This is a genomic window from Photorhabdus machadonis, from assembly GCF_052657765.1.
Genome location: NZ_CP199761.1, coordinates 3,279,215 through 3,292,778 on the forward strand (window position 1 = coordinate 3,279,215; position 13,564 = coordinate 3,292,778).

The 13,564-nt window shown below is 43.2% G+C and carries 10 protein-coding genes and 1 pseudogene; 7 read left to right on the top strand and 4 right to left on the bottom strand.

What is annotated here, in order from left to right; all coding sequences use genetic code 11:
* Positions 1-115: 115 nt before the first annotated feature.
* The 4 genes and pseudogenes from ACUN2T_RS15495 to ACUN2T_RS15510 form a co-directional block, all read right to left on the bottom strand.
* On the bottom strand, positions 116-361 hold the full coding sequence (locus ACUN2T_RS15495) for a helix-turn-helix domain-containing protein (RefSeq protein ID WP_445497888.1): 246 nt from the start codon (positions 359-361) through the stop codon (positions 116-118).
* A 3-nt stretch (positions 362-364) separates the two neighbouring features.
* Positions 365-653 (bottom strand): annotated as a pseudogene (locus tag ACUN2T_RS15500) (tRNA-binding protein); the annotation flags it as partial.
* Positions 654-793: 140 nt separating this feature from the next.
* Positions 794-1,186 carry a hypothetical protein gene (locus ACUN2T_RS15505; RefSeq protein ID WP_445493909.1) on the bottom strand — a complete coding sequence of 131 codons (393 nt, stop codon included), beginning with the start codon at positions 1,184-1,186 and terminating at the stop codon, positions 794-796.
* Positions 1,187-1,409: 223 nt separating this feature from the next.
* A complete protein-coding gene (locus ACUN2T_RS15510; protein ID WP_445493910.1) occupies positions 1,410-2,243 on the bottom strand; it encodes a MurR/RpiR family transcriptional regulator in 834 nt (277 codons plus the stop codon).
* 303 nt (positions 2,244-2,546) lie between these two features.
* On the opposite strand from ACUN2T_RS15510, the gene ACUN2T_RS15515 reads away from it, so the two are divergent.
* The 7 genes from ACUN2T_RS15515 to iolE all read left to right on the top strand — a co-directional run bounded on the left by ACUN2T_RS15515 (position 2,547) and on the right by iolE (position 13,534).
* On the top strand, positions 2,547-4,058 hold the full coding sequence (locus tag ACUN2T_RS15515) for a CoA-acylating methylmalonate-semialdehyde dehydrogenase (protein ID WP_445493912.1): 1,512 nt from the start codon (positions 2,547-2,549) through the stop codon (positions 4,056-4,058).
* A gap of 16 nt (positions 4,059-4,074) precedes the next feature.
* Positions 4,075-6,009, top strand: a complete 1,935-nt coding sequence (gene iolD, locus ACUN2T_RS15520; protein WP_445493913.1) for a 3D-(3,5/4)-trihydroxycyclohexane-1,2-dione acylhydrolase (decyclizing) — start codon at positions 4,075-4,077, stop codon at positions 6,007-6,009.
* A 361-nt stretch (positions 6,010-6,370) separates the two neighbouring features.
* Positions 6,371-7,357 (top strand): inositol 2-dehydrogenase, encoded by a 987-nt coding sequence (gene iolG, locus ACUN2T_RS15525; protein ID WP_445493914.1) that lies wholly within the window; start codon positions 6,371-6,373, stop codon positions 7,355-7,357.
* A 114-nt stretch (positions 7,358-7,471) separates the two neighbouring features.
* A complete protein-coding gene (locus ACUN2T_RS15530; protein ID WP_445493916.1) occupies positions 7,472-9,142 on the top strand; it encodes a solute:sodium symporter family transporter in 1,671 nt (556 codons plus the stop codon).
* Positions 9,143-9,490: 348 nt separating this feature from the next.
* Complete coding sequence (locus ACUN2T_RS15535; protein WP_445493917.1) at positions 9,491-10,624, top strand: Gfo/Idh/MocA family protein; 1,134 nt, start codon at positions 9,491-9,493, stop codon at positions 10,622-10,624.
* Between the two features lie 75 nt (positions 10,625-10,699).
* Entirely contained in the window at positions 10,700-12,604 is a 1,905-nt protein-coding gene (locus ACUN2T_RS15540) for a bifunctional 5-dehydro-2-deoxygluconokinase/5-dehydro-2-deoxyphosphogluconate aldolase (RefSeq protein ID WP_445493918.1), read from the top strand.
* Between the two features lie 39 nt (positions 12,605-12,643).
* Positions 12,644-13,534 (top strand): myo-inosose-2 dehydratase, encoded by an 891-nt coding sequence (gene iolE / locus ACUN2T_RS15545; RefSeq protein ID WP_445493919.1) that lies wholly within the window; start codon positions 12,644-12,646, stop codon positions 13,532-13,534.
* The last annotated feature ends 30 nt before the right edge of the window (positions 13,535-13,564 follow it).

A 13,564-nucleotide genomic window follows, 5' to 3' on the forward strand; every position in this document is an offset into this window, starting at 1 on the left:
CTAACAACAAATCCATCAGTGCACTGCCGTTATGATTGATGGCTTAACTATCTGTTTTACATTCAGTGGTTAGGCACAATATCGTTGTGCATCAAGTCATAAAATTCTGAAAATATCATTTTGTCTTACGCAGCCTGGCTGGTGTGCAGCCATAATGCTGACTAAATGCAAAGGTAAAAGCTGACTGGGAAGCATAGCTGGAAAGAAAAGCAATATCAGTCAAAGGCTTATAACTGTTAACCAATAAATTATAAGCAAGTTTCATCCGGTATGTTTTCAAATAAGCCATTGAGCTCATGCCAGTTGCAATAAAAAGTTTGCAGTGCAAAGTGCTGGGAGATACCGCGCAAATATCGGCCATATCCACCACCGCACCATTTTCATCGACACTGCCGGTTAATAATACCTCTGATTTGACACCCGCGATCCGCTTTGGTGGAAAGTTGCACACACAAAGAACCTGACGGCCGATTAATTGCTCAGGTGTGTAATGCGCGGTTATCTGAGCGCTTAAGTTTCTAACGCCCAGTTCACCGAGATCAATTTGTAATTTATAGACAGGTTTGCTGGCTTTGGGCATTCAATCCTGCCGAAATAATTGTGCCAACCCGCATGTCAATTTTTTCAAAATCAGCCCATTCGATCTGTTCCATGTCTTTCTCCGCTCAGTATGAAATCATTATATTCACATGGCAGTAGAGGAAATTCTTTCGAAAGACTGTCAACAATTATCGACAAGCTGCTTTTTCTGGTAACTCATTTAATTTACTATGCAAATAGCGTTGAATAGTGATCATTTCCTATCAAAAAAGTTACTTCTAGTCATTCCTCCGTTCTGTTCAATTCGATTAGCTCGCTCAATATCCCGCTGGATTGAATCATTGAATCCATGATTCAATCCTCCATTGATCCCATAATTAAATCGTTCATTATCCTGCCAGTGTTCGGCATATCTTTTTGTTTCTTCAACCTGTCTTTTCTGTTCCCATTTTTTCACAAGTTCATTATCCGCAGTGAGTTTATCCACATTCAAATAGTTGGATGCAAGATTTTCTCTCTGCTTCATATATTCTGCCGATGGCTTATTGTCTGCCGGAATATCACTTTTGTAATGGAAATTTACAGCAAATGACTGGAAAGAAATTGCAGATAAAATGACAAAAATGTAACGCGATCCTTTAATCATCGTGTGATCCCTCTTTAAAACCATAACTCCAAACAACTATTAAATAATTATTGTCAATAGGAATCAACAACATTTACGTATAAAAAACCAGTTATTAATATCAGGTTTACATTTTGTTTAAACAGAGATTTTTCCACTAACCTGGTAGAAATTAACCCGCCGGTACCAACGGGTTAATAATGATTAAAATGTTCATCAGGAATACAAGAACGTCATTTTAAAATTAAATAGTGTTTCCTTGCCGATAAGCCAGAGAAACTGCCAAAGACTGCACTAAACACAACGTTGCAGACTGAGAACGAAATGCATCCACCTGTGCTTCTTTAATCACAAAACAGACATCACTGAAACTGGCAAGAGGGCTAATCTGACTATCAGTAATCACTATCTGTTTTGCCCCTGCTTTCGCTGCCCTCTCACTGATCATCACTGTCTCTTCCGCATAAGGGGTAAAACTGATTGAAACGACAACATCTTCTTGCCCAATTAAGTTAATCTGTTCCCTGAACATCCCCCCCAACCCATCCACTAATAATGGACGGCATTCCAGATGACTCAATGCATAAGAAAGATAAACAGCCACACTAAAAGAACGACGCAGCCCAATAATGTAGATATTCTTGGCCTTAGCCAATAAATCTACCGCGTTTTTTAAATCTTCAGGCGCTGTTCGGGTAGCCAGCTGTTGCATCGCCTGCACATTTGAACGGGCAAATTCCTGCAAAATATGCTGTGGATCTTCCAGCGGCTCCTGCTCACCATCCAGTTCCCTGAATAATCTGGCTCTGTCTGCATAACTGGCGGTCTCTTCTACCATATGCACACGAAATAGCTGTTTCATTTCATTAAAGCCACTGAAATAAAACGCATTTGCGAAACGAATTAATGTTGATGGAGGAACATCAGCTTCTCTGGCTATCACAGCAACAGTATCAAAAGCCACACTATTAGTATTATCCAGCACATATCGGGCTACTTGTTGCAAGCGTTTACTCAATTGACCATAGCGTGAACGGACTTGTTCTTGAAATTCATTCAGATTCGATGCTACAGACATAAATCCCCCCTAAAATTTATCGTTGGCAATTGTAATTGTTTTACAGCATAAGATGAATCATATTTCATTTTTATAGTTGGAAATGAAATATATAATCCATTAATTGTAATAGTTTATTATTATCATAATATTGAATAACAACTCATTAGTCACCTAGTTACCTGTTATTCATAAAACATTACTCCGATCACACTAATCGGTTATCGTTCTAAATATGATTGAAAATGAAATAAATATTTCATATATCTATTACCAAGGTTTCTGATTCAGTACAAACATTAAAATCTGTAAGAGAGGCTCAGAATGGAACAAGTCAAGAATTATGTTAGCGGGCAACTCATTCCTAGTCACAGCGTCCGTTTTTCTCCTGTTTTCAATCCAGCAACGGGAAAACAGATACGTCAGGTAGCACTAAGCACAGCCCATGAAGTTGAACAGGCAATTGAAACTGCCCATCAGGCTTACAACGGATGGTCTAAAATTTCACCGCTTAAACGTGCCCGTGTAATGTTCCAGTTCAAAACATTGCTGGAAGCCAATATAGACAAATTAGCGCGATTGATTTCAGAAGAACACGGAAAAATCTACTCAGATGCCATTGGTGAATTAACCCGTGGCCTGGAAGTTGTTGAATTTGCCTGCGGCATTCCTCATTTGCAAAAAGGTGAACATTCCGCTAACACCGGAACAGGCGTCGATAGCCACTCATTGATGCAGCCTTTGGGTGTTTGTGCCGGTATTACCCCTTTCAACTTCCCGGCAATGGTTCCTATGTGGATGTTCCCCATCGCGCTGGCTACAGGGAACACTTTCGTCTTGAAGCCTTCAGAAAAAGATCCTTCTGTTGCTGTTGAATTAGCACTGCTGCTTAAACAAGCCGGTTTACCCGATGGTGTATTTAATGTTGTCAACGGTGATAAAGAGGCAGTCGATGTCCTGCTGACTGATCCGAGAGTACAGGCCGTTAGCTTTGTAGGTTCTACCCCGATTGCCGAATATATCTATACGACTGCCTCTGCACATGGGAAACGCTGTCAGGCTCTGGGAGGGGCAAAAAACCACTGTATTCTCATGCCGGATGCTGACCTTGATATGGCTTGTAACGCGATTATGGGCGCGGCTTTTGGGGCGGCAGGTGAACGTTGCATGGCACTGTCTGTTGTATTAGCGGTTGGGGATGAAACGGCCAATGCCCTGATTGCAAAACTACATCAACAGATCAGCAACATGTCTGTCGGCCCCGGTATGACTGAAGGTAAAGAGAATGATATGGGTCCGGTTATCTCGGCCCAACACAAAGCCAAAATCTGTGACTATATTGCCAGCGGCGAAAAACAAGGGGCCAGCCTGCTGATCGATGGTCGTCAACTCAACGTTCCTGGTTATGAAAATGGCTATTTTATTGGTCCGACGCTATTTGATAACGTCACACCAGAGATGAAAATATATCAGGAAGAGATTTTCGGCCCGGTCCTGGTCATTGTTCGTGTGCCTGATTATGCCACCGCACTAACGTTAATTAATCACCATCAGTATGGTAACGGTACCGCCATATTCACCTGCGATGGAGAAACCGCCCGTCAATTCAGCGAAGATGTACAGGCCGGTATGGTCGGCATTAATGTCCCTATTCCGGTGCCTATGGCATTCCACAGCTTTGGTGGCTGGAAACGTTCGATTTTTGGTCCACTTAACGTTCACGGTAATGATGGTGTTCGTTTCTACACCCGCATGAAAACAGTCACCAGCCGTTGGCCGGAAAGTATCAGGTTAGAACATCATTCCAGCAGTTTTATCATGCCAACGATGGAATAAAGTGGAGTTCTGTGAAATGAATAAATCAACAATGACAACCGCTCAAGCATTGGTGAAGTTCTTGAATCAACAATATGTGGAAGTCGATGGTGAACAGTCCCCATTCATCAGAGGAATTTTTACCATTTTCGGTCATGGTAATGTTGTTGGATTAGGGCAGGCACTGGAGCAAGCTCCCGGTCACTTAACCGTTTACCAAGGATGCAATGAGCAAGGCATGGCTCATATCGCAACCGGTTTTGCCAAACAGAAAAAGCGCAAACAGATTTTTGCCGTGACCTCATCTGTCGGCCCTGGCTCCGCTAATATGGTAACAGCCGCTGCAACCGCCACAGCTAACCGGATCCCTTTGTTGCTATTCCCCGGTGATCTCTTCGCCTGCCGCCAGCCTGATCCGGTTTTACAGCAAGTTGAACAATTCCATGACTATACTATCAGTACAAATGACTGTTTCCGCCCTGTTTCCCGTTACTGGGATCGTATCTCCAGACCAGAACAACTCATGAGCGCGATGATTAATGCCATGCGGGTTCTGACCGATCCCGCTGATACAGGCGCTGTCACAATTTGTTTGCCGCAAGACGTTCAAGGCGAAATTTGGGATTTTCCGGACTATTTCTTCCAAAAACGGATTCATCGTATTGAACGCCGCCCGGCATCTGTCGCCATGATCAACGATGCGGTGACACTAATAAGCCGCAAGAAAAAACCCTTACTAATCTGCGGTGGCGGCGTGCGCTATTCAGAAGCACATCAAGCTTTCCGTCAGTTCGCAGAAAACTTCAATATCCCTTTTGCTGAAACACAGGCAGGTAAAAGTGCTGTCGTTGCCGATCATCCACTTAATTGTGGTGGTTTAGGAACAACGGGCTGTCTTGCAGCCAACCTGATAGCCAAAGAAGCTGATTTGATTATTGGTGTCGGCACCCGGTTTACTGATTTCACAACCGCATCCAAATCCCTGTTTCAGAATCCAGATGTTGAATTTCTCACTATCAACGTCGCGGAATTCGACGCCTGTAAACTGGATGCCGTTCCTATCGTGGCCGATGCCCGTGAGGGATTAAATGCTATCGCAGAGAAACTCGCTCAGTTAAGTTATCGCAGTGGCTATCAGGATGAAATTTCTCAAGCACGAGAAATGTGGCGAAAAGAGTTAAATCGCCTGTTCGAAATTCAGTATCAGGCAGGTTTTACTCCAGAAATTCCCGGTCATCTTGATGATAAATTAGAAGAGTACAGCCAGACATTACAAACCCGCCTGACACAAACCAAGGTATTAGGATTACTGGATAAACACCTTGAACCCGAAGCGATCATTGTTGGTGCAGCCGGCTCCCTACCCGGCGATTTACAGCGGGTATGGCAACCTAAACAACCGGATACCTACCATCTTGAGTATGGCTATTCCTGTATGGGTTATGAGATAGCGGCGGCTATTGGTGCCAAACTCGCCTGTCCCGACCAACCCGTCTATGCCATAGCGGGTGATGGCTCTTATATGATGCTTCATTCGGAGCTGCAAACTGCGGTACAGGAAAATATCAAGATCACCGTGTTGCTGTTCGATAACGCGGGATTTGGCTGTATCAACAACCTGCAAATGAGCCAAGGGATGGGCAGTTTTGGCACAGAAAACCGTTACCGGAACCCAGAAAGTGGTTACATGGATGGAAAACTGATTAAAGTCGATTTTGCCAAAAATGCAGAAAGCTACGGCTGCAAAAGTTACAGCGTTCACGATGAACAGCAACTGTTTTACGCATTACAGGAAGCCAGAAAACAGACCGTACCCGTGTTGATCGATATTAAAGTGCTGCCTAAAACCATGACACATGGCTATGAATCATGGTGGCGAACAGGAACGGCGCAGGTAGCTGAGAATCCAGCTATAGAATCTGCATCAAAGAACATAAAAGAGATGATTGCAACCAAAATACGTCAGTATTAAAAAAAGTTGACGGCCTGCCGGGTGGCAGGCCACTTTTCCCAACGACTTCCAATACTATTTTTGAAATTTTTATTTCGAAAATGAATCACTTTATCCTTTTTATTCAATCCTTATTGCTAACCCTGACGACGACTTAATCGAATCGATACTTTCATTTGTTTTTAAAAGAAAAATAGGTTATTCCGGCCAGTATGAGTCTTACTTTACGTGATCTGCTTAACACAAATTCAACATTATGATTACAAAATGCTATCCGGCACACAAAAATATAATTTCTAAATATAGTTAAATTGAAATAAACGTTTTATTTGATATATTCCTGAATATCCCAAAAGTAGTACCCAGGTATCAAGGAGCATCTATGTTTAACATTGCATTATTTGGCGCTGGACGTATTGGTCAGGTACATGCGGCGAATATCGCGAATCATAAAGAAACCTGCCTTTATTCCGTTGTCGATCCGAATCAAGAAAGTGCTGAATCTTTAGCACAGAAATACCAGACAAAAGTACAAGCCATTGAACAGGCAATATCTGATCCGGAAGTTCATGGTGTTCTTATTGCTTCAGCGACGGACACTCATGCAGATCTCATCGAACTCGCAGCAAAGCATCACAAAAAAATCTTCTGTGAAAAACCGGTCCACCTTGATATTGAACGTGTTCATCACTGCCTTGAAACTGTTAAACAGTATCAAGTTCCCTTGTTGATTGGTTTTAACCGTCGTTACGATCCGCAATTTCGCCGGGTAAAAACACTGTTTGATGCCGGTACAATAGGAAAAGCCGAATCTCTGCTGATGACTTCTCGTGATCCCTCACCGCCCTCTGCTGAATACGTCAAAGTCTCTGGTGGGATGTTCCGGGATATGACAATACATGACTTCGATATGGCACGTTTTATTATCGGTGAAGAGCCATGCTCAATATATGCCCAAGGCAGTAATCTGGTTGATCCGGCAATTGGGCAAGTTGGTGATATCGACACCGCCTTTATCGTTATGAAATTCCCATCAGGTGCAATGGCAGCCATTACTAACAGCCGCCGCTCCGGTTATGGCTATGACCAGCGGATTGAACTACATGGTGAAAAAGGATTGCTTAGTGCCGGCAACATCAAAGAAAACAGCGTTGAACTCTGGGAAAACACCGGCTGTTTAGCCGCTAAACCAGAGCACTTCTTCCTGCAACGTTACCGGGAAGCCTATATTGCTGAATGGGATCATTTCGTCAACGTCATGGCTGACCGAACCACACCAGAATGCAGTGGTTTTGATGGCGAACAGGCACTCTATCTGGCAGATAAAGCACTTGAATCCCTGCACTCCGGTAAAGAAATCAAATTATAAAACAGGCCTACACCTGAATAACTGATTCACAATTTATTTTCACAATAAAAACGGGCCCCCTTTCCCATTAGCGCATTGCTGCCTGAAAACCGTAATTCAGGCGTGGAGGACAGTATGTTAGCTTTTCTCTCATTTATTGGATTTACCTTATTAGTTGCTGGCTTTGCTTATTACAAAACACATAATGCCCGTCTGACAGAATCTACTGAAGGCTATTTTCTTGGTGGGCGTTCTCTCACCGGTATTTATATCGGTAGTTCTATGTTGCTGATGAACCTTTCTACAGAACACTTAGTCGGTTTGAATGGATTAGCATTCCGAACCGGATTTATCGTCATGGCCTGGGAAGTGATAGCTGCTATTACCATTGTTTTATTTGCTCTTTATTTCCTGCCTAAATATCTGAAACTCGGCATTTCAACCATTCCGGAATATCTTGAACGTCGGTTTGACAAAAATACCCTGCTTATTACCTCAATACTGTTCCTAGCTATGTATGTCATTTCACTGCTGCCAATTGTGCTGTATACCGGTGCGATCGCATTGGAAAGTCTATTCCAGGTTTCAAATGTATTCAGTGTCGATAAAACCACAGCATTATGGATTATGGTTTGGGGTATCGGTGGATTAGGGGCTATTTACGCTATCTTTGGTGGTATTAAAGCGATTGCAGTCGCAGATACTATTAACGGAGCCGGCTTAATCATTGGCGGATTAATGGTAACAATTTTTGCCCTGCTCTATGTCGGCAGTGGCAATGCCTGGCAAGGATTAGTTGAGGTTTACCAGACTAACCCTGATAAATTTAACTCGATCGGCAGTGAGGATTCGCTGGTTCCTTTCTCCACGTTATTTACCGGCTTAATTATTTCCAATATGTTTTTCTGGTGTACTAATCAATCAATCGTTCAGAAAGCCCTTGGTGCAAAAAATCTGGCCGAAGGGCAAAAAGGCGTCATGTTATGCGCTTTCTTTAAACTCATCATTCCATCCATTATTATTCTGCCAGGCATTATTGCGTTCCATATTTTCAAAGGACAAATAGACAACCCGGATAATGCCTATCCACAATTGGTACATCTGGTTCTGCCTGAAATATTAGTGGGCTTTTTTGCGGCTGTCGTTGTCGGTGCCGTATTCTCCACATTCAGTGGCGGACTTAATTCATCTGTGACACTTTTTATCGTTAATATCTACAGACAACGAATCAACCAAAAAGCAACCGAAGCTCAAACAGTCACTGTCAGTAAATATCTGGGACTTGGGTTGGCTTTAACAACCATGATTGTTGCCCCATTAGTTGCTAATGCGCCGGATGGTCTGTTCTATCTTATTCAACAATTGCAGGGAATTTTTAACGCGCCAATTCTTAGTGTGGTACTGGTCGGTTTAATGACTAAACGTGTACCTCCTATTGCCGCTAAACTTGGCTTGTTATTCGGTATGTCCGCTTATATTATCTGTAACTTTATTTTAAAAATTGATCTGCATTTCTTTCATTTGGTCGGTATTTTATTTACCCTCAATGTTATTTTCATGCTGGCTATTGGCTATTTCTTCCCAGCCAAGCCATTTGAAGATGTTTATACCGAACAGGTAGATATTACGCCGTGGTCTATAGTAAAGCCAGTTGCAGGGTTAATTATTCTGGGGTCGATTTCTATGTACGTATTTCTCGCACATAATATTCCCACAATAATAATGATTATTTATTATCTGATGGTTGCATTAATACTGTTTTATGTATTCTATAAAATGGGCAGTGCTCTGTTTAGAAAAAAATAGAAAAATTTCTTCCCTGCAATAAAGGGAAGAGATGACTTAATTAAAGCCACATAATACACTTTCCATATACACCAAAATAAGATGAAATAAAAATTTCATCCATCCACTTATTTTCATCTTTTATCCTTGGATAATGTGCAACTTATTAAAAAATTAACTATATATAACGCTATGTTACCTCAAAAATCCTGATCAGATCACAAATTGAAATTAATATTTCTAATTGTATTGAATTTGAAATAAATATTTCATATAACAATTACGCAACAACAATCAAGGTTAACAAACACTCAGGAACCTACTGCACACAACAAAACGGCTTGTCAGCTTTAATTCGGAGAAACAGTGATGAAAGAGATTCGTATCGGATTAATTGGTACTGGTTACATCGGGCGCACACATGCAATTGCTTATGCACAAGCTCCAACTGTTTTCCCTCTGGCTGGCAGACTCGTTCGTGAAATGGTGGCGGAAGTGACGACTGAACTTGCAGCAAAACGATCTGAAGCATTCGGTTTCCGGCGCTTTACCGATAATTGGCACGAATTGGTGGCAGATCCTAATATTGATGTTGTCGATATCTGCTCACCCAATTTCCTTCATAAAGAGATGGCGCTCGAAGCGATCAAACACGGCAAACATGTTTATTGCGAAAAACCGCTGGCACTCAATTCAACTGATGCAAAATTAATGGCCGAAACAGCCAAAAAAGCCGGAGTGAAAACACTGGTAGGTTTTAACTATATGAAAAACCCCACAGCACAACTGGCTAAAGAGATCATTTCAAATGGTGAAATCGGTGAAGTCGTTCATTTCTACGGCACACATAACGAAGATTATATGGCGGATCCACTCACGCCTATTCACTGGCACTGTTTCAAAGAAAAAGCTGGATTAGGTGCATTGAGTGATCTTGCTGCTCATATCATCAATATGGCGCAATATCTGATCGGTGATATTCAAACTGTTTGCGGGGATATGAAAATCGTCGTTAAAAAACGCCCGGAAGAAACAAGTTCCGACATCATGGTGGCAGTAGAAAACGAAGACCAAGCACATACCATGGTGCGTTTCAACAGCGGAGCAATGGGTATTATTGAAACTTCCCGGGTTGCCTGTGGCCGGAAAATGGGATTGAACTACGTCATCACAGGAACAACAGGTACTTTGAGTTTCACACAGGAAAGAATGGCCGAATTAAAACTTTACCGCCACGATGAACCTGCAAACCGGCAAGGTTTTAAAACTATTCTTGTCGGTCCGGAACACCCTGATTACGCCCCATTCTGCAACAGCGCAGGTCATGGCATCGGCTTCAATGATCAAAAAACAGTGGAAATCAGGGATTTGATTAACGGTATCGCCAACAATCAAGAGATGTGGCCGGATTTCACCGAAGGCTGGAAAGTCTCGCGCATTCTAGATGCTATTGCCCATTCGTATAAAAAACAACGTTGGGTGAATGTCACTGAAATTAATTAATCTTTCTTATTAACTTTCCACTATCGGAGCACACCATAGCAACACTTGATGTTGTACTCAATAAGGAGTTGTTCAATGGATCAGCCAAAAAAGTTTGATGTTATCTGTATGGGAAGAATAGCCGTTGACCTGTATGGTCAGCAAATCGGGGCTCGACTGGAAGACATGGGAAGTTTTGCAAAATATCTTGGTGGATCTTCCGGTAATGTCGCCTATGGTACTGCTCGTCAGGGACTTAAATCTTCCATGCTAGCCAGAGTCGGTGATGAACATATGGGGCGTTTCCTCCGAGAAGAGTTACAACGTGTTGGCTGTGATACCAGCCATCTAATCACTGACAAAGAGCGTCTTACTGCGCTGGTACTGCTGGGGATCAAAGATAAAACAACTTTTCCGCTGATCTTCTATCGTGACAACTGCGCCGATATGGCAATGACTCGCGATGATTTCAGCGAAGAATACATTGCATCAGCCCGTTGCCTGGCAATAACCGGAACACACCTTTCTCATCCAAATACCCGCGATGCAGTCTTGACTGCTCTAAACTACGCCCGCCGTAATGGTGTGAAAACGGTTATCGATATTGATTATCGCCCTGTACTTTGGGGGCTGACTTCTCTGGGAGATGGTGAAACCCGCTATATCGAATCGGAACGAGTAACAGCCCAGTTACAGGAAGTGTTATCTCTGTTTGACCTGATTGTTGGAACGGAAGAAGAGTTCCACATTGCGGGTGATTCCACCAATACCATCGAAGCACTCCGTAATATCCGTCAACACACTTCGGCTGAACTGGTCTGCAAACGTGGAGCTCTGGGATGTTCTGTTTTTACCGCTGAAATCCCTGATAATCTGGATGATGGCATTACCGTACAGGGCGTTCAGATTGATGTTCTCAATGTGCTGGGTGCGGGGGATGCTTTCATGTCCGGCCTGTTGCGGGGCTATCTTAATGACGAAAGCTGGGAAAAAGCCTGTACCTATGCGAATGCCTGTGGTGCATTAGTCGTTTCCCGTCATGGGTGCGCTCCGGCCATGCCAGATAAAAAAGAACTTGATAACTATCTGTCACGAACCAATCAAGTACTACGCCCTGATTTGGATGAAACACTGAATCACCTTCACCGCATTAGCGCCCGTAAAAATCAGTGGGATGAACTGTGCGTGATGGCATTTGACCATCGTATCCAATTTATCGAAATGGCCCGTCAAGCAGATGCCAGTATCAAGCGTATTCCATTATTAAAACAACTTTTACTGCGCGCCAGCCAGAAAGTTGCTAGAGAGGCCGGATTACAAGGGAAAGTTGGCCTGTTGTGTGACAGCACCTTTGGTCAGGATGTTTTAAATGAAATAACTGGACAGCATTGGTGGATAGGCCGTCCAATTGAACTGCCGGGCTCCCGCCCGCTCTGTCTGGAGCATGGCAACATCGGTTCCCAACTTATCGACTGGCCTCTGGAACAGATCGTCAAATGTCTGGTGTTTTTTCATCCAGAAGATACTCACTCACTTCGCCTGGAACAAGAAAAAAAAGTTCAGGAAATTTATGCCGCATGCTGTAAATCTGGCCATGAACTTTTATTGGAAGTGATTTTACCTGCGGAAATGGAACATTCAGATGAATACTATATCCGTGCACTCAAACGCTTTTACAACCTCGGCATTAAACCAGATTGGTGGAAACTTCCTCCTCTCAACGCCGATAGCTGGGACCAGATTAACCATTTAATCCAGCAACGGGACCCATATTGCCGCGGCGTAGTTATTCTTGGTCTTGATGCTTCACAGGAAGAGCTAAAAGCGGGTTTCAATGCCGTCGCCGGAAAATCTATCGTCAAAGGTTTTGCTGTCGGAAGAACTCTATTCGGCCAGCCATCTTTACAGTGGCTAAAAAATGAAATTGATGATAACGAACTGATTCAACAAATAAAAATTAACTATCACAACCTGATTAGTTTGTGGCGTCAGCGTGGATAGGAACATAACAAAATTATTTGATCTTACAGGAGATTCATCATGACTGTGCAACTTGGTATCAACCCTCTAACCTGGACCAATGACGACTTACCCACTCTCGGCGCAGAAACGTCCCTGGAGACCTGCTTAACTGAAGGCCGTCAAGCAGGCTTTACCGGTTTTGAACTGGGCAATAAATTCCCTCGTCAGGCCAGCATATTAGGCCCTATACTTGCCGTACACGATCTAAAACTGGTATCCGGTTGGTACTCCGGCGAATTACTTACCCGTTCGGTAGCAGAAGAGATTGCAGCGGTACACTCTCACCTGACACTGTTACGCGAACTGGGGGCTAATGTGATGGTATTTGCTGAAGTAACACATTGTATTCACGGCGATCAGAGCAAACCGGTTCATCTTCGCCCTCAATTTCCCGCTGATCGCTGGCAAGAATATGGTAAAAAACTGACTGAATTCGCCCGTTACACTCAAGAACAAGGGGTTCAAATTGCTTATCACCATCATATGGGAACCGTAATCGAAACTGCGGAAGATATTAATTATCTGATGGAAAATACCGGAAATGAAGTTGGATTGTTGCTGGATACCGGCCATCTGACATTTGCTGGCGCTGATCCATCGGTGGTCGCAGAACGCTGGGCGAAACGCATCAACCATGTTCACTGTAAAGATATCCGCCTTGATGTACTCAAGGATGTGAAAAACCGCAAAACCAGTTTTCTTGATGCAGTGCTGAGTGGCGTATTTACCGTACCGGGAGACGGTTGTGTTGATTATCCCTCAATTTTTCAGGTACTAAAAAAACACCACTATCAAGGTTGGCTGGTCGTTGAAGCAGAACAAGATCCTGCCGTTGCTCACCCACTTACCTACGCAACTATGGGTTATAACAATTTACACAAATTTGCCGGAGATGCCGGATTGATTTAAGACTTGATTCACGCAAAAGCAATGCTGAGG